Below are 22,376 nucleotides of genomic sequence, written 5' to 3'. Positions count from 1 at the left end.
ATAACCTTCTTTACATGATTTTTGTGGTGAATTGATTGTACAACACGAGGACAGCAGTTGTCCTTTTTGTGTACAAAAAAACTGGCATTGATTTTTTATCAATACCAGAAAGTGTATACCCGAAGTTATTTGATAGTTATGGTCACTCATATTTCAGTTAAGGTTAAAGTGTACCTCAATAAAATAATCGATATTGTGAAAAACGCAAAAGAATATTAACGCCCATTTGAGAAAACTAATAATGTTATTTAAGATACAAAAAATCACAAAATAATATCTAAGCTAAGGAGTAATTACCTAGTTATTATTTTGTGATTTATCAGTTATTTAATTTGATTACATTAATGGGCGATATACTTCATCATAGTATGTATTATTAGGATCGCGGGTAGTAAAGCTGGCTAACTGCTCGAAGTCTTCAGTTTCCTTCCAGGCAATTAAATCATCAAAATCATTTAATGCAGTAAGGAGAACTAATGTGGTGCTTTCATCTTTGTTGTTAACTTGGAGAAAAGCCTGCCCATTAATTAATGGGGATGGATCATCAACCATCTTACTAAGGGTGTTAAAGAGGACCTTTTGATGATCATTATCCACTTGGAATGATTGATAGTAAAGAATTCCTCGATAATTACTATTTAATCGTTCTCCTAACACTGTATATTCAACGGGAGACTTAAAAATGGTTGGTTCATTAGAAAAATCAAATAGTGCTAAATTATTGCTGTGAACTGAAGCCTGCATGAGCTTAAATTTTCTGTCTGGATACTTGTTAATAATATCTTGTAAGATTTGCCGTGATCCAAACGTTAAACTTAATTTTGATAACATGGCAGTTCCTCCTTTTAATTGTATAAATTTATTATAATACTTTATTTCTGTTAATTACCAATTATCGGTTAATTGACTACAAATCTAACTTCAATTTAGAACAAAGTTTTATTGAAAAAATATTTAATTAAGCGGTAAAAGGGGTTGAAATGTTACTGTCACATGTTATAATTTTACTTACAAAAAATAACTAAACTACGATACCACTTTTAATAATATAAAAAACATTGTATAATTAGAACCATAGTGGTGAGTTTATTATAAAGAATTAGCTCTAGAAGGAGGCTTCTTATTTAATGATTACACTTTACACGTCTCCAAGTTGTACTTCATGTCGCAAGGCAAAAGCATGGCTACAAGAAAATGGGATTCCTTTTAAAGAACGGAATATTTTTTCTGAACCGCTTAATATAGGTGAAATCAAGAACATTTTACGAATGACAGAGGATGGTACGGAAGATATTATTTCTAAGCGTTCTAAAGCTTATTCAAAGTTAAATGTCGATTTGAATGAGTTGCCGATGAAGCAATTGTATAAAATGATTAGCAAGAATCCAGGATTATTACGGCGACCAATTATTGTTGATGAGAAACAGCTTCAGGTTGGTTATAATGAAGATGAGATTCGTCGTTTTCTTCCTCGGCAGGTTCGGGAATTAGAATTAGCTGAAGCTGAACGAAAAGCTAATATGATTTAAAATTAGAGAATAAGGTATTAAATAGACGCAATGTATTGACTTGGACAAGTCTTATATTGCGTTTTTTCTTCCTTTACTTTTGTGATAAATTAGTTAGAATAGTAGTAATATAGGTGTCGAGTCGAAGGAGGTGCTTTTTATGGAAATGGAGCGCATTAATGAAAATACAATTCGTGTTTTAGTCGACTCGAATGATCTTGAGGAACGGGGAATAAAGATTCTTGATTTGTTAAGTGATCATAAACAGATCCAAGATTTCTTCTATAGTATTTTAAAGGAAGTCGATTCTACTCACCAATTTCAAGATAATGATTCAGTAACTTTCCAGGTAATGCCAACAGGGAATGGTCTAGAGCTTTTTATCAGTAAGAATGATCAAGTTAATGCGATGGGTGATGATCGAAATGACGCGATTACAGATTACCTTCGACAGAGTATTGCTCAGCGCCGGAAAGAAGAATCACCAACTAATGAGTCGGATGAGACACTGAAAGCTGATGATTACCCAATATCAACAAATGATTCAGACACGTTGACAAAGCTGGTTGTCGTTAGGTTTGATCAGTTTGAAGATCTGGTTCAATATGCAAAAGTTGCTGCGGACGATAATGTCGTTAGTGAACTATACAAGTACAATGATCAATATTATTTAACTTTGCAATACCTCATTACTGATGAGAATACGGATGAAGAGATAAAGAACCAGATTGCATTAGCATATGAATATGGAAACGCAACTAATCTGGCATCTGATTATTTAGCAGAGCATTCAAAAAAGCTAATGGAAATCTTTGCCTTACATTTAATTCAACATTATTTTAACTAAAGAGTCGTAAAAGAAGCATCCCGAGAATTACCTAAAATTCAGGGATGTTTTTTGATGCAATTAATAACTTTTGCCGTCTTGTATATAAGGGGAGGCGGAAAAGTTGTTAGTAGCAAAGTTAAACGGTCAATTTATAAACGCGGCTGATGCTTGTCCGGGAAAGAACTATTGTTGTCCAGAGTGTGGGGAACACCTTATCCTTAAGCAAGGTCAGAGTAGGATTGCTCATTTTGCCCATCAGGTAAATAGTAGATGTGTTCTACGGGAAGGTGAAAGTTATGAACACCTCCTGGGGAAGCAACAAATCTTTGAATGGGCACGAAAAAAGGGATGGCAAGCAGAACTTGAGGTTTATATTCCCCAGTTAGAACAACGGGCAGATGTTTTCCTTAGAATAGGTGGGCAACGAATCGTAATTGAATTTCAATGTAGTCCATTACCTCTAACTGCTCTGCAAAAACGAACTCTTGGTTATCAAAGTATTGGGATAAAGTGTTATTGGTTTTTGGGTTCACCATATAAGCGGAAGTTAAATCAGCGGCAAACACAAAAGTTTGTCCAGTTAGTTAATCAGCAGTATACAATTATTTTTTGGGATACTAAGGCTAAAATACTCAGGTTAATTAAACTAGCCATTAAAGAACAACCACTTAGTTTAAAAGGAGTAACCCATGATTATCATATTCTTCATCAGCTTTCCTTACTCCAAGGAACTAATCCGTGTATTAAGGAATTTACCGGAGGATTGCCAGTTATCTGTCACCAAAAAATTATAGGAATTCAAGTTACTAACCATCCAGAAATATATTGGCGATGTTTGGTTGTAAAAAGATTAAATAATGTCCCGCTTTTTACTAGTTTTAGTTTGAAGTCATGGCTCCATTTATTAAAAGAGGTAGATTTAACTGAATGGGTGAAATTTCCCTGTCTTTCTTCATCAAAGATCATTAATGATTACCTAAGAGTATTTACTAAACAATTACTAAAAAGTGGCAATATTATGATAAATGGGCAGACAGTTATTTTAATTAGACACCCAAGCTATCACAGATCACTTATAAAGCAATACCAAGAAATTCAACGATTAATTTAATAAAATCATTAGTGGTGATTAATAAAGTATGAAATAATAGAAGAAAAAACAAATCGGGGATGACCTAGATGAAATATCACACTTGTACAACGTTTCTTGCAGGGAAAAAGGCGACCATTGATGGCTCAACAATTGTTTGCCGCGTTGAAGACTATTCGAATAACTTTGATCCACAGCGATTTGTAGTAGTTAAGCCGGAAATGCAACCACGCCATTATGAAAGCAAAACAACAAAGTTTACGATTGATCTTCCGACTAACCCATTACGTTATACGGCTACTCCTGATGCGGACAGTAGTGCTGGAATTTTCGGGGCGAATGGGATTAATTCTGCTAATGTTTCAATGACGGCAACTGAAACAATTACTAGCAATCCACGAATCCTTAGTCTTGACCCGTATAATAATGAAGATGGGATTGGTGAAGAAGACTTCCTAACCCTCGTTTTGCCTTATGTTAGAACTGCTAAGCAGGCTGTCGAACGGGTTGGTCAACTCTTAGAAAAGTACGGAACCTATGAAGCAAATGGAATGGCATTTGGCGATCAAGAAGAGGTTTGGTATTTAGAAACAATCGGCGGCCATCATTGGGCTGCGGTTAGGATTCCTGACGATGCATATGTAATTGCACCAAACCGCTTGAACATTACCCACTTTGATTTTTTAGCAAATAATACATTATGTTCTACAGATTTAAAAGAATTAATAGATCGTAACCACCTCAATCCAGAACCAAATGATTATAATTTGCGCTTGATTTTTGGCAGTAGCACGGTCCGCGATACTCGCTACAATAATCCCCGAGCATGGTACGTTCAACGTTGCCTAAGCGGTGATCGGGGAAACCAACCGACAGATCAAATGCTGCCATTTATTAATTACCCACAACGTAAAATTACGATTCAAGAGATTAAAGAGATAATGAGTTCTCATTATCAAGGTACTAATTATGATCCATACACTAATGAGGATGCACCATTTCGTTCAATTGCCTTAAACCGGAATCTTGAGCTTCATATTCTTCAAATTAGGAATAATGTTAATCCACAAATTAGTGGGGTTCAGTGGCTTGCCTTTGGTCCTAATACAATCAATGCAGTTGTTCCGTTTTATACCAATATTCAGGAAACACCACAACATTATTGTGATACGAAAACTACCTTTGATATTCAGGATATTTACTGGCTAAATCACACTATAATGGCGATTGCCGATCAACATTACCAAAAGGTGGAGCCAATGATTGAAGATTTTTCAGAGCAAGTCATGACGCAGACGTTGGCATTACAGCACCAAGCGGATCGAGAATTCTTAACTAAAGATGATATCGCTGAATTTTTAAGTAAGGTTAACGGACAGATGGCAGAAGTATCCTACCAGGAATCAATGAAATTGCTCGGGAAACTCGTTAATTATGGGTTTATGAACGCTCGCTTAAAATACTAATAATAAAATGACCCCCAAAGTTCTCGCTTGAACTTTGAGGGCCATTCCTTAGCTTTATTATTTTTGGACGGTTCTTGTTTGGGGATGTGATTGGTAATTTTTAACAAAGTTAGTTACCGATAGTTCGTCTTCTAACTGCTTATTTTGGTAGGCGGTAATAAGTGTATCGTAATCAAAGTTATTGAGTAAAAAACCATATTGTGATTGGTTCGAATCAAAAACGACCGCAGTTGCAGCTTCCTTAACTCCTAGACTTTTTGCGACCTGTTGCTCCTGACGAAAGGTTTTCTTTGCTAGAGACGAATCTCGATCTTCCATGAACATTTCTAGGTCAAGGTTAGATTGTAAAGCAACATTCTTTACCAGATCATTATTATAGTTAATATTTTCTCTGATTAAGGCGTTTTGAAGTAATAAAAGAAATTGCCGTCCCCGTTTTTTCCCCTGAAAAGAGGCCGCCATATAATCAAGAATTACTTGGTAGATCGTCTGAGAAACGTTTTGACGAACAGCTAAACTGTACTGATTTAAATGGTAAGCTTCAATAGTTTGTTGAATGGTTGCCATATTAAAAAATGGAATAAAGCGATAATTAACTTTGGTGTTGAGTTGATGGTCGATTTTAATAACATCGTGTTCGCACCGAAAGCAACGACTCCCTAGTGGATTGACAAATAAATGAATTTCTAGCATTAAATGCTCCCCCTCGTTTAACACTAATTTGACAAATTTTCTAAACAAATTTATTTTTGCAAAAAAAGCTAAATTTGTAAAGAATTATGATTTATGAATCAGTTTTATGCTGTTTAAGGAATGATTGTGCTAGAATTAAATGCGAACTTTAATGGGAGGGTTTTATATGGTTGAAGATTGGCAACACTTTCTACTACCTTACCAACAAGCTGTTAATGAATTAAAAGTTAAATTAAGAGGTATCCGTAAACAATATCAGGATGAAACGCAGCATTCGCCGATCGAGTTTGTTACTGGGCGAGTAAAACCAGTTGATAGCATTAAAGAGAAAATGATCAGGCGGCACGTTCAGGAAGATCGACTTGAACAGGACATGCAGGATATTGCTGGATTACGGATTATGTGCCAGTTCGTTGAAGATATTTACCAAGTAGTTGATCTGCTTCGTCAACGGAGTGATATGACAATCCTTGAAGAGCGTGACTATATTAGTAATGCTAAACCGAGCGGGTATCGTTCCTACCATATTGTAATTGAGTATCCGGTTCAATTGATTTCCGGTGAGAAAAAGATTCTTGCTGAAATCCAGGTGCGGACACTAGCAATGAACTTTTGGGCAACAATTGAACACTCATTAAATTATAAGTATCAAGGTGAATTTCCGGAAGAATTATCTGCGCGGTTGCAACGAGCTGCAGAAGCTGCATTTAAACTTGATAATGAAATGTCAGAAATTCGCGAAGAAATCCAAGAAGCACAAACGATGTTCTCGAATCGAACACCAGGTGATCAGAACATTCCAGACAGATAAGGAGATTATATGCGAGTCGCAATTTATAACAATGAAACAGCAGAGTCACAACGAATCAGTAAGTTACTTAAGGCAGAAATGAGCAAAGCCGGGTTAGTGCTTGATCAAAATGCACCCAACGTGGTTATCACTATTGGTGGGGATGGAACCTTACTGTCAGCATTTCATCACTATGAAGCTTTACTAGATAAGATTCGGTTCGTTGGAATCCACACGGGACACCTTGGCTTCTATACTGACTGGCGAAATTATGAGATGGATGATCTAGTTGAAAGTCTGGTTAATGATAGTGGCCAGTCTGTTTCGTACCCACTACTTGATATGCATGCTATTTACTCTGACGGTTCGATTGATCACTATACAGCATTGAATGAATCAACTGTTCGAAATATTACGAAGACAATGGTTTGTGATGTTTTCATTAACAATGAACTTTTTGAAACATTTCGGGGTGACGGGCTGTGCATTTCCACACCAACAGGTTCGACTGCTTATAACAAGTCTGTTGGTGGTGCAATTATGGATCCCCAAATTGTGGGTTTTCAGCTAGCAGAAATGGCATCCTTAAATAATCGGGTATTTAGAACATTGGGCTCGCCGATTATTTTTGGCTCTGAGTCAAAGCTGATGCTCCGCTTAAAAGATCTTAATGGGCATGTGATGACTTGTGATCGGGATCAGGTTCGTTTAAAACCATCAGTTGGAGAACGTAAATTAGTAGAAATTACTTATCAGGTTGCTAAAAAGCGAATTAACTTTGCCCAATACCGTCACAATAACTTCTGGCACCGGGTTAAAGATTCGTTTATTGGTGGCGCAAAATAATGAAATTCGAATGGCAATATACAGGAAATCAGCCACGGAGGCTTCGCGCTGCCTTAAAGCATGAAGGGGTCAGTGCAAGTCTAATTAAGGTTGCAGTTTATCATGGAGGAAAAATGCAGATTAACAGTGAGGATCGGTGGACCGTTGATCTTGTTAATCCTGGTGATCATTTTTCACTGATCTTACCTCCTGAGAAGCCGAATGATAATGTTATTCCTAGTGATCTCCCTATTGATATTGTTTATGAGGATCGTGACTTTTTAATCCTTAATAAGCCTGCAGGGGTGGCAACAGTTCCGGCACATCATGTTACGGTTGCTGATAGTTTAGTTAACCGGGTTCGGAATTATTATGAACGTCAAGGTTATGAGAATTTAGTAATTCACGTTGCTACACGGTTGGATAAGGACACCAGTGGCTTGGTAGTTTTCCCCAAGCATCGTTTTGCCCATGCGGTTATGGATCAGCAGTTAAAAAGACACCAAGTAAAGAAAAATTACTATGCAGTTGTTGGCGGGCAAATCGATACTCCTCATGGTTATATTGATGTACCAATTGATCGGGATCCCGAAAAATTCGTTTCGCGAACGGTAATTCCTACTGGAAAGCCATCAGTTACGGAATATTGGCTAGAAAAATCAACAGTTCAAATGTCGCTATTACGTATTCGTCTACATACCGGAAGGACCCACCAAATTCGCGTCCATTTTCAGTACTTAGGTCATCCATTGATTGGTGATGAAATGTATGGTGGTAAACAAATAATTTCTCGCCAAGCACTTCATTGTTACTGGATGAAATTTTATAGTCCCTTTAAGCAACAGTGGATAGAGGTTCAGGCTCCTGTACCGGAAGATATGCAGAATTTAATTGACTCAATTTAAACTAAAAATGACCATTACAGTTTAGATAATTAACAAACTGTAGTGGTCATTTTGTTTACTTAATAAATTTAGAAGCGTTGAACACAAACAGGTTCAGGACATGCTACGTCTTTTTGTAATAAGACCAGCTTTCCGGTTTCTGGATCACGCTTGTAAAGGGTCAAGTTATCACTGTTTTGGTTAGAAGCTAATAAGAATGATTCATCAGAGCTAAGGTTGAAGTCACGAGGGAAATCACCTTCAGTTGAGATGGATTGGATGTGCTTAACCGTAAAGTCAGGTTGTACTTCGAAAACCGCAATGGTGTTTTCCCCACGGTTTGAAGTGTAAATAAACTTGCCATCCTTGGAAAGACGAATTGCGGCAGCTCCGTTATGAGCAGTCCAATCATCGGGAATTGTTTTAATGGTTTGAACATGGCTGAAAGTTCCATCAGTAGCATTATACTGAAGAACCTCAAGCTTACTGCTTAATTCACCGAGAAGGTAAGCATACTTACCATTAGGGTGGAATGCAATATGGCGTGAACCAAAGCCATCCTCTGACTTATAGCGGGAAACCGCAGTCAATTTTCCATCAGCAGAAACATCGTAAACAACGACCAAATCCATCCCTAAATCACAAACAACTAGACGTTGATCAGGGGTTAAATCTGCAAAGTGAACGTGAGGACTGTCCTGTTCAGGTTGTGGACCAGTAGCTCCTTGGTGAAGGACCGAGTCGGTTTGTGTTAGTGTTCCGTCATCATTAATCTTAAAGACATCAACTTTTGCAGTGTGGTAATTAGCACTGTAAAGTAAGTGGCGCTTTTCATCAAGACCAACATATGCAGGAGGAGCTCCAGCGGCCAAAACCTTACTTAGCATTTTGGCATTGTCATCTTTAAGGGAGTATGATGCAACACCGCCTTGATCATCAATTTGCTTAACTGCATAAACCCGCTTGTCTGAACCAACCTGTAAGTACGCTGGCTTTTGTGAAGGGATTGCTAATTCAACCTTGGTAATTTCTTCTTTTTGGGGATCTAAGGTTACCTTGTAGACACCCTTACTATCTTTCTTGGTATATGTACCGATTAAAAATTGTTCAGTCAATTAAACTGCCTCCTTTGAAAATGCTTACCTCTATGATAGCAATTCGTTAAGCTTAATACTAGCTATGGTACACTGTAAATAGTAAAAAATAGGAGAAATCAAATGAAAAAGATCGAACGTGCTGAAAAATTAGTTCAGAATCACCTGAATACGTTTCGGTGTCCCATTTGTCATCAGGACTATATCAAGCTAACCGGAAATACTTTAGTGTGTGCAGAGGGCCATACAATTGATTTTAATCGTCATGGTTATCTTCACTTTTTGAATACTCAGGGGACAACGGAATATGATCGGCTAATGTTCTTATCACGAAGAAGACTACTTGAAGCAGGACTATTTAAACCGATTATTGAAGAGGTTAATTCGCTACTGCCGACATCCCCACAGTCCATTTTGGATGTAGGAACGGGTGAAGGAACCCCATTAGCCCAGCTAGCTGCGCTTCGCCATCACCAAGATTTCTATGTTGGCTTTGATATTTCAAAACCGGGAATTACCTTAGCAACTCAGCTTGACATTGATGCTTTCTTTTGTGTAGCGGATTTACGGCAGTTACCCTTTGCTGATCAATCTTTCGATACAGTTTTGGAACTTTTTTCACCTTCAGATTACCGTGAATTTAACCGGGTTTTAAAAGAGAATGGTCGTTTAATGAAGGTAATTCCCAATGGCGATTATCTCCTGGAATTGCGTCATTTACTATATGGAGATCAGGATCAACATTATCATTATGACAATAGTAAAGTTTTGAAACTATTTAAGCAGCATTATCCAGATGCAGAGCAGATACCAATCCGTTATCAATTTAATCTTCCTCATGAACTAGTTACTGATATGATTAAGATGACGCCAATGAGTTGGGGCAGGGATGTTCACCAGCCTACTGGGGATGACTTAGAAAACCTTACTTCAATTACTGTTGATGTTAGTTTATTGGTAGCCAAAAAAAGTAATTAAGGGTATTGCCAATTCGATTTAAAGGTGGTAAATTATCTTATGAGAAATCGTTTGGCAATTGACATCGAACAGATTCGTTGGTAATTGCCAAGGAGTACTTCATTAAAGCAGCGTTTCGCCGTGCCAACACCGAGACCCTGCTTTTTTTATTTGCCTAAGGAGAATCATAATGACAAACCATATTGTACTATTTGAACCATTATTTCCTGCTAATACTGGGAATATCGCCCGAACATGTGCGGGGACGAATACAGAATTACATTTAATTAAACCGCTTGGCTTTTCAACGGATGATAAACACATGAAACGTGCAGGATTAGATTATTGGGATAAGGTCAAGATTACCTACCACGATGATTTGCGGGAATTTGTTTCGACTGTTCCTGATATTAGTAAGCTTTATCTTGTATCGAAGTTTGCGAGTCGTGATTATACTGATGTGGATTATACAGCTGACGGTGATCATTATTTCTTATTTGGTAAAGAAACAACTGGGCTACCTGAAGAATTTATGCGGCGGTACCCAGAAAATGCTATCCGAATTCCACAAAATGACAATAATATTCGGGCATTAAACCTCTCGAATAGTGCAGCCATTGTCATTTATGAAGCACTTCGTCAGCAAAGTTTTCCAAACCTCGCTCGGGTGCATAAATACCATTTTGATAAGTTAAAGTAAGTGGGGAAGTTCTATTATGGCAAGGAAAAAACGATCGGGAACCGGTCGCCGTCGTTCAGCAAGCAAAAAGGGACAAGCAAAGATTGTAGCTAATTTAGTGGGGCTAGTTCTTGCGTTCTTAATGCTGATTGGGTTATTTAATCTGGGAGTTATTGGTCAGCTACTGGTCGGGATCTTTAGTGTCTTAGTGGGCAAATCTTACCCAGTAGTAATGATCCTTGCTCTTATTTCTGGAATATCACTAACCCTTTTTGGTCATCAGCCAAAGTATAATCAGCGGTGGATCTGGGGATTTATTGTTGCCTATTCTGGAGCTTTGATCTGGCTTCACTATTTAATGTTTAATCACTTAAATCTTCATGCTAATTTCCTTACTGTTACCTGGAATAATTTGAGCAAGGTTTTCTTTCAAACCAGTAATTCAACGAACATTGGTGGTGGAATGATTGGGGCATTGCTTTATAGTGGAAGCAATTACTTAATTGGCCAGCAGGGAACAGCAATTTTAGCTTGGTTAATGATTATTGCTGGAATTGTGATCTTCTTTGCGATTCCCTGGGATCAGTTTTTAACTAGCTTTGGTCAGCAGTTAAAAAAGGTTCCAGCAGCTGTTCACCAGTTTAAGCAGTGGCTTCCTAAACGTCCTCATATAAGACGGACATCGGCGAAAAAGAACGTTAGCTTAGCTAAAAGGGCAAACTCTAAACCAGCTGTTAATGAATCAGCTCCAGCCAGTTCGCCCCAGCAAATGAGTTCCTCTCAGGTTGAACCACGAATCACCGTTGCTAATACGAGTAATGAAGAATCGGCAGTTAAACCAACGGTGACTGAACAACAAGATTCTGCAAGTGATGATTTGCAATTAGCAACGACAACTGAAAAAGAAGACGCCGACTACCAATTACCGCCACTTGACCTGTTAACTAAGATTCCTCAGACGGATCAGGGGGATGATTTACACGCAATTAAAAAGAATACCCAGAAGCTCCAAGATACTTTAAAATCGTTTGGCGTTGAGGCAACGGTTGAAAATGTTAATCTTGGCCCGTCGGTAACAAAATATGAGTTACGTCCGGCGGTTGGTGTTAAAGTTAGCCGAATCACTCACTTAGCTGATGACTTAGCATTAGCTCTTGCTGCTAAGGATATTCGAATTGAAGCACCAATTCCAGGAAAGTCGCTGATTGGGATTGAAGTCCCTAACCAACAAGTTGCAACTGTTGGCTTCCGGGACATGATTGAGTCAATGCCTCACGATGATCATCCGATGAATGTTCCCTTGGGGAGAACCGTTACGGGTGATGTAATGATGGCTGATTTAACCAAAATGCCGCACCTGTTAATTGCTGGTGCTACTGGTAGTGGGAAGTCAGTTGCAATTAATGACATCATTACGAGCATTTTATTAAAAGCTAAGCCACACCAGGTAAAGTTTTTAATGATTGATCCGAAAAAAGTAGAGTTGAGTGTTTATAATGGCATTCCTCATTTGCTTAGTCCGGTGGTTTCTGAGCCTAAGAAGGCTGCACGGGCGCTAGGTAAAGTGGTGGCTGAGATGGAACGCCGGTACGAACTATTTGCCAAGTTTGGTGTCCGTAATTTGAAAGGCTATAACCAGTTAGTTCGCGATAATAATGTCCAAGAAGAGGCAACGGAACAACCAACGCTTCCGTTAATTCTGGTGATTGTTGATGAATTAGCCGACCTGATGATGACCGTTTCCCATGATGTTGAAGATGCAATTGTTCGAATCGCGCAAATGGGACGGGCCGCTGGTATTCATATGATTCTTGCTACTCAACGGCCTTCAGTTGATGTTATTACCGGGTTAATTAAAGCAAATGTGCCATCGCGGATTGCCTTTGCGGTTTCTAGTGGAATTGATTCACGGACAATAATTGATACTAACGGAGCGGAAAAATTACTCGGTAGGGGTGACATGCTTTTTGAGCCGATTGATCAAAATAAGCCGGTTCGGGTACAAGGAGCATTTATTTCTGATCAGGATGTTGAAGCGGTGGTGGACTTTATTAAAAAGGAACGGCCAGCGGAATATGATCAGAAGATGGTTGTTACCGATAATGAAATTGCCCAGGAAGAAAAGGCCGAGGATGAAGACGAGCTTTTCCCTGAAGCATTGAAGTTTGTTGTGGACCAACAAAAAGCTTCAACTTCGCTAATTCAACGAAGATTCCGAATTGGTTATAACCGGGCTGCTAGAATCATTGATGATATGGAGCAGCGGGGATACATCGGGCCAGCTAATGGTTCTAAACCTCGGGAAGTTTTTAAGCAAAAAGACCAAGATGATGATGAATAGGTGTAATCTTAATTTGAATAATAAAATAAGGAGTTCAGAAACTAAAAAATCTCTGAACTCCTCATTTTTTATTTGCTTAATTTAACTACATTACGCCTAATGAAGCAATGGCACCGAAAATTAGTGAACCAAGCATTGCAATTAACATAAGCCAGATAGCAACCATCGTAATCTTTTGAAAACGTGTTTTCTTTTTGTGTTGCATCCTTTTACCGCCCTTCATAGATGAATTTATGATAGTAATAGTCTACATCATTTTGTAAGGTGATTTCAAACTTCTTAGTATGCTGTGATACACTATTATTAGAAATTAATCGGGAGTAGTCAGAACCAGTTATGGATTATCGAATCGCATTTCTTCAATTAATGTTACTTGTTGTTATTTGGTTTGTTGAGAATTTAATTGGCAAGGTCTTTCACTTTGCTCGTCGGCGTCGTCATGTTCATAGTCCGGTTATTTGGACAATTATTTTATGGTTGCTAAGTGTGTATAATATTGCCAGCCTTTACTGGATTGCGTATCCGATTGCAATTTGGATGATTGCTGCACTCCTTTTAATTGTTGTTCAAACGGTTCACTATGGCGAATTTATTTACCGTCGTTATTGGCCGGTATTTTGGCGATTATCGGTAATCTTGGCAGCGATTTTCTTCGTTGGATCGTTGTTCTGTCAGAATTTACCATTAGTATAATATTAATAATCTTAATCACTGGTTAGTGAAGAGCTATTTTGTAACAAGAAACGGCTTTTTACTAACTTTTTTATTATTAACTATAATTTTTGAAATGATATGGTGGAAAGTGGGGGATTGTGGTAGACTTTACCTATAAAGTGGTTGTGGGGAGGTAAAGGCCAATGTTTATGGGCGAATATACACATTCGATCGACAGCAAGGGCCGACTGATCATCCCTGCAAAATTTCGTGAACTATTAGGCACTCACTTTATTGTCACTCGTGGCTTAGATGGGTGCCTATTTGGTTACCCGCTCAACGAATGGGAACAACTTCAGGAAAAGTTAAAGGCATTACCGTTAACAAAACGTGATGCCCGGGCTTTTGTTCGTTTTCTTTACTCGGCTGCAACGGATTGCGAGTTTGATAAGCAAGGACGAATTAACTTACCGGATACTCTTTGTCAACATGCTAAGTTGCAAAAGAAGTGTGTTGTGGTAGGAGTTGCTAATCGGCTTGAAATTTGGAGTGCAGAAAAGTGGGAGCAGTTTACTGAATCTACTGAAGATGACTTTGACCAGATTGCTGAAGATCTAAATATCGATTTTTAATGGGGGATTTTTGATGACAGAGTTCAAACATGTGACAGTATTATTAAATGAAGCTGTTGCTGGTTTAAATATCCGCCCAGATGGAACCTATGTTGATGCTACTTTAGGTGGCGGGGGCCATAGTTCGGCAATCCTTAACCAGTTAACAACTGGTCACCTGTATTCGTTCGATCAGGATCAGACAGCAATCAAATATAACCAACAGCACTTGAAGAAGTTCATTAATGATGGTCGTTCAATCCTAATTGAGGATAATTTCCGTAATTTAAGAACGGCACTGTTGAAAAATGGTATTAAGAGCGTTGATGGAGTTGTCTATGATCTGGGAGTATCGTCACCACAATTTGACGATGCGCAACGGGGCTTTAGTTATAAACTGGATGCACCGTTAGACATGCGGATGAATCAACAGCAGGCGCTTTCTGCAATGAATGTTGTTAATGAATGGCCATATGAAAAGCTAGTCAAGATTCTTTACCGTTATGGCGAAGAACGGTTTGCTAAACAAATTGCACGCAAGATAGAACGACGTCGAGAGAATGAGCCAATCAAAACAACTTTTGAACTTGTTGAAGTGATAAAGGAAGCTATTCCGGCAGCTGCGCGTCGGCACGGCGGTCATCCAGCAAAAAAGACTTTTCAGGCAATTAGAATTGCGGTTAACGACGAATTGGGAGCGTTAGAAGATTCATTGGAACAAGCACTAGAATTGCTTAATGTTGGCGGTCGAATTAGTGTGATAACTTTTCAATCATTAGAAGACCGGTTAGTAAAAACAATGTTCCATGAACAGGTCTCATTAGCTGATGAATTACCACCAGGACTACCAGTAATTCCGCCAGAAATGCAACCTAAATTTAAATTAATTAATAAGAAGCCAATCCTCCCTAGTCAAGAAGAATTAGCTAATAATCACCGTGCTCATAGTGCTAAGTTACGGATAATTGAAAGAATAAAGAAGTAAGAATGTAAAAAGGAAAGTGATTGAGATGGTTTCAAATACTGCAAAAAGGATTTCGCGTGATCAGCCGAGGACAACTGATCCTGGTGTTCAAGCTCGCCAGCAATTTGGCCCTGCTGTTAAGACGGTTACCTGGTCAAACTTTGAACGCGGGTTAGTCGCTGTTTGTAGTATTGTAACCTTATGTTTAACAATTTCACTTCTATCAACTAAAAACACAATCAATACTCGTCAGCATCAATTACAAGACTTACAAACAAAGGTATATCAAGCAAAAAATGATAATGCTAGTCATCGGCAAGCAATTGCTGAAATGACGAGTCAGTCTCAACTGCGATCAGCTGCTAAGAAGTATGGATTAGTGGATCATAATTCAAACGTAAGGAACGTTAATAAATAATGAATAAGATGACTCAACGAACGAAAAATAACGGAAATAATGGCAACAGAGAGACTTTTGGTAAGTGGCTCTTCATAATAGTGGTTGCAATGTTTACGTTATTTATCGTTCGTTTTGCTTATATTGCAATTACAAAGGATGTTCAACACGTTAATCTGCGTTCTCAAGCTGAACAAATTTATACCCAGAGAAGAACCATTCTTGCGAAGCGGGGGAATATATATGATCAGCATGGTTCGGTTTTAGCAACAGATACCAGTAAGTACACCCTTTATGCTGTCTTAGATAAGAGTCAGCGTTCAGCGGATGGCAAACCGTTATACGTGAAAAATAAAAAACGGACAGCAAGGATCCTCGCTAAGTACATTAAAATGCCTGAATCAGAAATCCTTAAGACGCTCTCTAAAAAGGGGCAGTCTTATCAGGTTGAATTTGGAAGCGCTGGTGCTAACTTATCAGTTGCTAAGATGCAGCAGATTAAGGCAGAAAAGCTCCCAGGAATCGGGTTTATTGCAACACCGGCGCGGTCATATCCAGAGGGAGAATTTGCATCGCAGATAATTGGGATGGCCACACCTAAAATAACCAATAAGCAAACTGGACAAATGACATTAGTTGGTCAGGTCGGCCTTGAAAGCTATTTTAATAAAAAGTTAACCGGAAAGAATGGCCTTCGCCAAGATAAAAAGGATGTCTACGGCTATAGCTTAGCTAATAGTAACCGGGTAGTAAAAAAGGCGGTCAATGGGGATAATATTTATACAACCCTTGATGCTAAGGTTCAGCATATTATGGAAAATAAAATGACCCGGGTATTTAAGGAATCAAAAGCAGAGTCAATGACTGCGGTGGTTATGGACGCCAAGACTGGTAAAATCATTGCTGCATCTCAGCGACCAACACTTCGTTCAAAAAAAGATCCTGTTTGGCGGAATATGCTAGTTCAGGATGTGTACGAACCGGGATCAACGATGAAGACATTTGCCCTAAGTGCAGCAATTGATTCTGGGCACTTTGACCCGAACGCAACCTTTAATTCTGGAACCTGGCAGATTGGCGGGGGGAAGGTTACTGACTGGCAAACATCTGGGTGGGGCGTAATTTCGTATAAGGATGCTTTTGACTTATCAAGTAACGTTGGTTTCGCTCATGTCGAACAAAATATGGGGGCCAAGACTTGGAAGAAGTATTTAACCCGCTTTGGAATGTTTAATAAGGTAAATGTTGAAGGAATGAATAATGAAGTTAGCGGTTATAGCGCTTTTAAGGGAATCCTTCAACAAGCCAACACTGCATTTGGCCAAGGGATTACTGTAAATGTAATGCAAATGATGCAGGGCTTTAGTGCAATTGCTAATAATGGTAAGATGATGAAGCCGTACATTATTGATAAGGTAACTGATAATCAGGGAAAAACAATCCAAAAGGTAACTCCGAAGAAGGTTGGCCAACCAATCAAGGCTTCGACCTCTAAAAAAGTCGTTAAGATGATGGAGGGAGTTATTTATGACCAAAAAGGCCTTGGTCATGATTATCAAATTGATGGTTATAAAATTGCGGGGAAAACGGCAACCGCGCAAATTGGTGGTGCTGGAGGATATGGTAATAGTGATAGTAGTTACCTATACTCGTTCGTTGGAATTGCACCTGCCAATAATCCGCGCTATGTAATGTATGTCACGTTACGAAAACCGCATAATTTAAGTAAACCGGCAACTAAGATGATTGCGGAAGTCTTTAACCCAACAATGAAGTTTATTCTTAGTCGGCAAAAGAGTACTAAGCAAAAGAATTCCGGAATTGTTAAGGTTCCAGATCTGATTAACCAATCACCACAGACCGCAAGTGATCGGCTTAATAAAAAGCACCTTGTCCCGGTTGTTATTGGGTCAGGGCAAAGCGTCAAGCATCAATCAATTGTTAGCGGTCAATCTTCCCTAATTAATCAACGAATTATTTTAGACACCGGGGGAGAATATAAGATGCCTGACATTAGTAATTGGAGTTCCGATGATGTTCAAAAGCTTACTCAAATGATGGGGATTAAGTTAAAGGAAAAGGGCTCTGGTTACGTTACAAAGCAGAGTATCAAAGCTAATGATAGTGTGAAGAAGTCATCAACACTGACTGTCGAGTATTCTTCTCGGCATTAATCTAGGAGGAAAATATGAATTTTATTAGTATTGTCGTAACCTTAGTTTGTTCGTTTTTAATTACTTTTCTATTAATGCCTTCGTTAATTCGCTATTTTCGAGCAAAAAAAGAAGGGCAGCAAATTCGAAAAGAAGGGCCAAAGTGGCATGCTAAGAAGGCCGGAACCCCTACAATGGGAGGACTCTTATTTATTATTTCTGCCGTAATTACCATTTTAGTTGTTGGTGGTTTCTTAGGAATGCTGACTAATACCATGTGGGCACTCCTCTTCATTCTTGTTGTTTATGGCTTGATCGGAATGTGGGATGATAGCATTAAGATCTTCCACCATCAAAATGAAGGATTTAAGGCATGGCAAAAAGCCCTATGTCAAGTAATTGCTGCAATGGTCTTTACGGTAATTTATCAGCATGAAGGATTCCAAATGGGCTTTGGAACTAGTCAAGTTGGCTGGTGGTACGGGCTCTTCATCATCTTTTGGATTGTTGGTTTCTCAAATGCAGTTAACTTAACTGACGGGTTAGATGGCTTAGTCAGTGGCTTATCCATTATTTCATTCCTTGCCTACTTAATTATTGCATTGGTTAACATCAACCAACCAGGCTATGCCGAAATTGCTCTTTTCTGTTTAGCAATGATCGGGACGCTTTGTGGCTTCTTCCCGTACAACCATAAGCCTGCTAAGATTTTTATGGGTGACATGGGATCGTTAGCAATTGGTGCTTCTTTAGCTGCTGTTTCATTATTACTTCATCACGAATGGTCACTGTTGGTAATTGGGATCGTTTATGTTTGCGAAACTGCTAGTGTAATTATGCAGGTTGCCTCATTTAAACTTACTGGGAAGCGGATCTTTAAAATGACTCCAATCCACCACCATTTTGAACTTTGTGGCTGGAGTGAGTGGAAAATCGACGTCGTCTTTTGGTGTGTTGGCTTAATTGCTTCAATTATTGCAGTGGCAAGTATTTTAATCTTTAATCTTTAATATTTAACTTTAACCAGGTGGCTAGAAAAATGAAAAAAGTAACAACATATAATAATAAAAAAGTTCTTGTAATGGGGTTCGGAATTAGCGGCCTTAATGCTGCTCACTTGTTAAACAAACTGGGTGCAAATGTGGTTGCTAACGATCAAGCAACTCCTAAGGATCCGGCAGTAGTTGAAAACTTAGAAAATGAAGGGATTAAGGTAATTACTGGTTCTAACCCACTTAGTCTTGCGGAAGAAGATTTTGATGTTGTTGTAAAGAACCCGGGAATTCCCTATGATAATCCATTAGTTGCTAAATTCGTTGAAAAAAAGACCCCGATTATTACTGAGGCAGAACTGGGATGGGAAGTCTTTGAAGGTCATCTTGTTAGTGTTACGGGAAGTAATGGGAAAACGACAACAACAACTTTGACGCAGCTAATGATTGCTAAGAGTAATGCTCACCGGGTAGAATATGCTGGTAACATTGGTGTCTCTTTCAGCAAAGTTGCGGCTGAATTAGGTCCGGAAGATACGTTGGTAACAGAACTTTCCAGCTTTCAATTGTTAGGGACACCAACAATTCGTCCTCATATTGCAATCATTACTAATATTTTTTCTAACCACCTTGATTACCATAAAACTCGGGAAAATTATATTAATGCCAAATTAAATATTACGCGAAACCAAACAAGTGCTGATTACCTCATAATGAACTGGGATCGTGATGAGTGGCAACAAATCGCGCGTCGGTCACAGGCAACAATTGTTCCTTTTTCACGGCAAAACAAGAGTCATGAAGGATCCTATGAAGAGGACGGAAAGATCTATTGGCGTGGTGAGTACATTATGGATGCCAAGGATATTCGCCTTATCGGTCCACAGAATGTTGAGAATGCCTTAGCTGCAATTGCTGCCGCTAAGTTGAGCGGTGTAACTAACCAGGATATTGTTGATGTCCTGACAAGCTTTAGTGGAGTTCGTCATCGTCTTCAGTACGTTACTGATTACCAAGGACGACGGTTCTACAATGATTCTAAGTCAACTGACATCGAAGCAACCGAGGTCGCCCTTCAAGGATTTGAACAACCAGTAATCTTGCTTGCTGGTGGCCTTGATCGGGGATACACCTTTGAACGACTGGTACCGTATTTCAAAAAGCACGTTAAAGCAATAATTGTATTTGGTCAGTGTAAGGATAAGATGAAAGCTGCTGCTGAACAAGCTGGTATTTCAACCATTATTGAAAGTGAAAATGCCGTTACTGCTGTTCCAGCCGCCTGGAAGGTTAGTGATCTAGGAGATGTCATTCTTCTTTCACCTGCTAATGCCAGTTGGGATCAGTTCCCAAGCTTTGAAGTTCGTGGTGATAAGTTTATTGAAGCGGTTGATAGCCTAATTAAGACAGAGGAGGGAAAATAATGCGGTTACTTGTTTCTGGAGGTGGTACTGGTGGACATATCTATCCAGCACTAGCCCTAATTGAACGCTTAAAGCAGGTCGAACCGGATACTGAGGTTCTTTACGTGGGAACCACTCGCGGTCTTGAAAATAAAATTGTTCCTGATGCAGGAATCAAACTTGAAACTATGCACATGCAAGGGTTCAAGCGGTCACTTTCGCTTGAAAATTTTAAAACGGTTTATCTGTTTTTACGCTCTGTTCACCACGCAAAGAAAATTATTCGTGACTTTAAACCCGATGTTGTTTTGGGAACGGGGGGGTACGTTAGTGGTGCGGTACTATATGCTGCAGCTAAGCAACATATTCCAACCGTTATTCATGAACAAAATAGTGTCGTGGGAGTAACAAATAAGTTTTTAAGTCGGTATGTTGATCAAATCGCAATTGCTTTTGATGCCGCCCGAAGCCAATTCCCCGAAGGAAAAGTAACGATGACTGGTAACCCGCGTGCTCAGCAAGTTGCTTCTCAGACTGCAAGTACCTTTTCCTGGCAAGAATATGGATTGAAGGACGATGTTCCGACATTGATGGTATTTGGTGGTAGTCAGGGTGCACCAAAAATTAATACAACAGTAGTAGATGCAATTCCAGAACTTAGCAAGCGACCATACCAAGTAATCTTTGCGACTGGCCAAAAACGCTATGATAATGTTAAAAAGCAACTTCAGGGAGTAAAAATTGGCAAAAACGTTAAGGTGGTTCCATATATTAAGGATATGCCCGCTAAGATGCCTAAAGTAGCTGCTTTAGTTTCTCGTGCTGGAGCAACAACAATTGCGGAGGTAACTGCATTGGGAGTTCCAACAATCTTGATTCCTAGCCCATATGTAACTGCTAATCACCAGGTGAAAAATGCCCAATCATTAGTACGAAAGAACGCAGCGGTAATGATTACTGAGGATAAGTTAGATAGTAGGGCATTATTGCTTCAAGCAGATAAAATTATGGAAAATAAAGATCTTCGTGCCAAAATGGCTGATGCTTCCCGGAAGATTGGTCACCCACAAGCTGCTGATGAGTTAATTGAGGTACTCCATAAGGCGATTAATGAACATTAGTGGTGAATAAAATGACGAGAGACAATTTTATTCCGGAGCACCGTCGTTACTCACAACGACTAGCACGTTTAGAGGAGCAGAATAATTCTGCGCAAGCAAGAGAACATCAACCAATAAGCAATAAGGTTGTTGGAATCAAGAAGCAGCGTCGGAACTCTAGTAAAAAAAGAATTAGTGTCTTGGCATGGATTTTCGGGATCATTTTGCTGATAATGATTTATATTATTTCTCCTTTAAGTAAAATTACTGATATTACGATAAGTGGAAATAATGAATTGTCGAATGAACGGGTCGAAAAAGCAACTACCATTTGGCGAGGCAGATTGATTTGGACAGCATTTCTAGCACAGCGCCATTTAGAGCGTGAAGCTAAAATAAGGGACCCGCAAATTAGGTCGTTAAGGGTTAATCTTCGTGGCCCCCAGAGTGTTCATGTAGCAATTACGGAAAATCACTTGCTAGGTGAAGGTCGAATCGGTAAGCAGAAATATGCTGTTTTAACGAATGGTCAACTCCAATTAACAACAGCACAAAATACCAATATTGACTTTAAAGGATTTGAAAAAGATCGTGAGCAGTTGAAAATTCTGGGACAACAACTTGGAAAATTAAAGCCGGTTATCTATCACGGGATTTCTTCAATAGAGTACCAACCGACTAAGGAGTCTCCCCACCAAATTATTTTGTATATGAAGGATGGCAATACGGTTAAAGCCAATTTAACGAATGTTGGTGATAAGCTAAAATATTATCCATCAATCCTCACTAAAATGAAGGGACAAGGGGTTGTCGATTTGCGAGTTGGAGCATATTCTTATGACTATGGTTCAAAAGATAAATGAATTTATTAAAAAAACTTGCGAAGATCTTTTTTTACAAGTGATTAACTATGGTAAAATCTAAACTAGACTAATAAATTAAAATA

The 22,376-nt window shown here is 38.9% G+C and carries 23 protein-coding genes; 19 read left to right on the top strand and 4 right to left on the bottom strand.

Annotation, left to right across the window (positions count from 1 at the left end):
- Window positions 1-336: 336 nt before the first annotated feature.
- The gene (locus HUK45_RS06305; RefSeq protein WP_191911605.1) at window positions 337-831 is read right to left on the bottom strand and encodes a hypothetical protein; all 495 of its coding nucleotides are present in this window, start codon (window positions 829-831) and stop codon (window positions 337-339) included.
- Between the two features lie 296 nt (window positions 832-1,127).
- On the opposite strand from HUK45_RS06305, the gene HUK45_RS06300 reads away from it, so the two are divergent.
- The 4 genes from HUK45_RS06300 to HUK45_RS06285 all read left to right on the top strand — a co-directional run bounded on the left by HUK45_RS06300 (window position 1,128) and on the right by HUK45_RS06285 (window position 4,893).
- Window positions 1,128-1,529 carry a Spx/MgsR family RNA polymerase-binding regulatory protein gene (locus tag HUK45_RS06300; protein ID WP_191911604.1) on the top strand — a complete coding sequence of 134 codons (402 nt, stop codon included), beginning with the start codon at window positions 1,128-1,130 and terminating at the stop codon, window positions 1,527-1,529.
- Window positions 1,530-1,668: 139 nt separating this feature from the next.
- Entirely contained in the window at window positions 1,669-2,355 is a 687-nt protein-coding gene (locus HUK45_RS06295; RefSeq protein WP_191911603.1) for an adaptor protein MecA, read from the top strand.
- Window positions 2,356-2,458: 103 nt separating this feature from the next.
- Entirely contained in the window at window positions 2,459-3,448 is a 990-nt protein-coding gene (locus HUK45_RS06290) for a competence protein CoiA (RefSeq protein WP_191911602.1), read from the top strand.
- Between the two features lie 68 nt (window positions 3,449-3,516).
- Window positions 3,517-4,893, top strand: coding sequence for a C69 family dipeptidase (locus tag HUK45_RS06285; protein WP_191911601.1), 1,377 nt, complete (start codon window positions 3,517-3,519; stop codon window positions 4,891-4,893).
- Window positions 4,894-4,950: 57 nt separating this feature from the next.
- Here the strand turns inward: HUK45_RS06285 and HUK45_RS06280 are convergent, their stop codons facing one another.
- A complete protein-coding gene (locus HUK45_RS06280; protein WP_191911600.1) occupies window positions 4,951-5,586 on the bottom strand; it encodes a DsbA family protein in 636 nt (211 codons plus the stop codon).
- Between the two features lie 166 nt (window positions 5,587-5,752).
- Between HUK45_RS06280 and HUK45_RS06275 the strand changes: the two genes are divergently transcribed.
- Genes HUK45_RS06275 through HUK45_RS06265 form a run of 3 tightly spaced genes read left to right on the top strand, consistent with a single transcriptional unit; the run spans window position 5,753 to window position 8,106 of the window.
- Window positions 5,753-6,397 carry a GTP pyrophosphokinase gene (locus tag HUK45_RS06275; RefSeq protein ID WP_040531036.1) on the top strand — a complete coding sequence of 215 codons (645 nt, stop codon included), beginning with the start codon at window positions 5,753-5,755 and terminating at the stop codon, window positions 6,395-6,397.
- 9 nt (window positions 6,398-6,406) lie between these two features.
- The gene (locus tag HUK45_RS06270; RefSeq protein ID WP_003716820.1) at window positions 6,407-7,222 is read left to right on the top strand and encodes an NAD kinase; all 816 of its coding nucleotides are present in this window, start codon (window positions 6,407-6,409) and stop codon (window positions 7,220-7,222) included.
- Window positions 7,222-8,106 (top strand): RluA family pseudouridine synthase, encoded by an 885-nt coding sequence (locus tag HUK45_RS06265; protein WP_191911599.1) that lies wholly within the window; start codon window positions 7,222-7,224, stop codon window positions 8,104-8,106. The genes HUK45_RS06270 and HUK45_RS06265 overlap by 1 nt, the downstream gene beginning before the upstream one ends.
- A gap of 68 nt (window positions 8,107-8,174) precedes the next feature.
- Here HUK45_RS06265 and HUK45_RS06260 read toward each other — a convergent pair whose 3' ends face one another.
- Window positions 8,175-9,200 (bottom strand): lactonase family protein, encoded by a 1,026-nt coding sequence (locus HUK45_RS06260; protein WP_191911598.1) that lies wholly within the window; start codon window positions 9,198-9,200, stop codon window positions 8,175-8,177.
- Window positions 9,201-9,302: 102 nt separating this feature from the next.
- On the opposite strand from HUK45_RS06260, the gene HUK45_RS06255 reads away from it, so the two are divergent.
- The 3 genes from HUK45_RS06255 to HUK45_RS06245 all read left to right on the top strand — a co-directional run bounded on the left by HUK45_RS06255 (window position 9,303) and on the right by HUK45_RS06245 (window position 13,156).
- On the top strand, window positions 9,303-10,157 hold the full coding sequence (locus HUK45_RS06255; RefSeq protein ID WP_191911597.1) for a methyltransferase domain-containing protein: 855 nt from the start codon (window positions 9,303-9,305) through the stop codon (window positions 10,155-10,157).
- Window positions 10,158-10,326: 169 nt separating this feature from the next.
- A complete protein-coding gene (gene trmL, locus HUK45_RS06250; RefSeq protein ID WP_003716825.1) occupies window positions 10,327-10,836 on the top strand; it encodes a tRNA (uridine(34)/cytosine(34)/5-carboxymethylaminomethyluridine(34)-2'-O)-methyltransferase TrmL in 510 nt (169 codons plus the stop codon).
- 16 nt (window positions 10,837-10,852) lie between these two features.
- The gene (locus tag HUK45_RS06245; RefSeq protein ID WP_191911596.1) at window positions 10,853-13,156 is read left to right on the top strand and encodes an FtsK/SpoIIIE family DNA translocase; all 2,304 of its coding nucleotides are present in this window, start codon (window positions 10,853-10,855) and stop codon (window positions 13,154-13,156) included.
- Between the two features lie 85 nt (window positions 13,157-13,241).
- On the opposite strand, the gene HUK45_RS06240 is transcribed toward HUK45_RS06245, so the two are convergent.
- Window positions 13,242-13,361, bottom strand: coding sequence for a DUF4044 domain-containing protein (locus tag HUK45_RS06240; RefSeq protein WP_102169019.1), 120 nt, complete (start codon window positions 13,359-13,361; stop codon window positions 13,242-13,244).
- Between the two features lie 131 nt (window positions 13,362-13,492).
- Between HUK45_RS06240 and HUK45_RS06235 the strand changes: the two genes are divergently transcribed.
- The 9 genes from HUK45_RS06235 to HUK45_RS06195 all read left to right on the top strand — a co-directional run bounded on the left by HUK45_RS06235 (window position 13,493) and on the right by HUK45_RS06195 (window position 22,293).
- Window positions 13,493-13,849: a DUF3397 family protein gene (locus tag HUK45_RS06235; protein WP_191911595.1), complete on the top strand. Its 357-nt coding sequence runs from the start codon at window positions 13,493-13,495 to the stop codon at window positions 13,847-13,849.
- Between the two features lie 164 nt (window positions 13,850-14,013).
- Complete coding sequence (gene mraZ / locus HUK45_RS06230) at window positions 14,014-14,442, top strand: division/cell wall cluster transcriptional repressor MraZ (protein WP_191911594.1); 429 nt, start codon at window positions 14,014-14,016, stop codon at window positions 14,440-14,442.
- 13 nt (window positions 14,443-14,455) lie between these two features.
- Entirely contained in the window at window positions 14,456-15,406 is a 951-nt protein-coding gene (gene rsmH / locus HUK45_RS06225; protein ID WP_191911593.1) for a 16S rRNA (cytosine(1402)-N(4))-methyltransferase RsmH, read from the top strand.
- A gap of 25 nt (window positions 15,407-15,431) precedes the next feature.
- Complete coding sequence (ftsL2, locus tag HUK45_RS06220; RefSeq protein ID WP_191911592.1) at window positions 15,432-15,803, top strand: cell division protein FtsL; 372 nt, start codon at window positions 15,432-15,434, stop codon at window positions 15,801-15,803.
- Window positions 15,803-17,956 carry a penicillin-binding protein gene (locus HUK45_RS06215; RefSeq protein ID WP_191911591.1) on the top strand — a complete coding sequence of 718 codons (2,154 nt, stop codon included), beginning with the start codon at window positions 15,803-15,805 and terminating at the stop codon, window positions 17,954-17,956. The genes ftsL2 and HUK45_RS06215 overlap by 1 nt, the downstream gene beginning before the upstream one ends.
- 14 nt (window positions 17,957-17,970) lie before the next feature.
- Window positions 17,971-18,945, top strand: a complete 975-nt coding sequence (gene mraY, locus HUK45_RS06210; RefSeq protein ID WP_191911590.1) for a phospho-N-acetylmuramoyl-pentapeptide-transferase — start codon at window positions 17,971-17,973, stop codon at window positions 18,943-18,945.
- Window positions 18,946-18,974: 29 nt separating this feature from the next.
- Window positions 18,975-20,351, top strand: coding sequence for a UDP-N-acetylmuramoyl-L-alanine--D-glutamate ligase (murD, locus tag HUK45_RS06205; RefSeq protein ID WP_191911589.1), 1,377 nt, complete (start codon window positions 18,975-18,977; stop codon window positions 20,349-20,351).
- The gene (gene murG / locus HUK45_RS06200; RefSeq protein ID WP_191911588.1) at window positions 20,351-21,451 is read left to right on the top strand and encodes an undecaprenyldiphospho-muramoylpentapeptide beta-N-acetylglucosaminyltransferase; all 1,101 of its coding nucleotides are present in this window, start codon (window positions 20,351-20,353) and stop codon (window positions 21,449-21,451) included. Before murD ends, murG begins: the two co-directional genes overlap by 1 nt.
- Before the next feature lie 11 nt (window positions 21,452-21,462).
- On the top strand, window positions 21,463-22,293 hold the full coding sequence (locus HUK45_RS06195; protein ID WP_206683789.1) for a cell division protein FtsQ/DivIB: 831 nt from the start codon (window positions 21,463-21,465) through the stop codon (window positions 22,291-22,293).
- Window positions 22,294-22,376 lie beyond the last annotated feature (83 nt).

The organism is Limosilactobacillus urinaemulieris (genome assembly GCF_014838745.1).
Taxonomy (GTDB): Bacteria; Bacillota; Bacilli; order Lactobacillales; family Lactobacillaceae; genus Limosilactobacillus; species Limosilactobacillus urinaemulieris.
The sequence above is the reverse complement of the archived record's forward strand: the minus strand, read 5'-3'. Positions and strand labels throughout refer to the sequence as shown.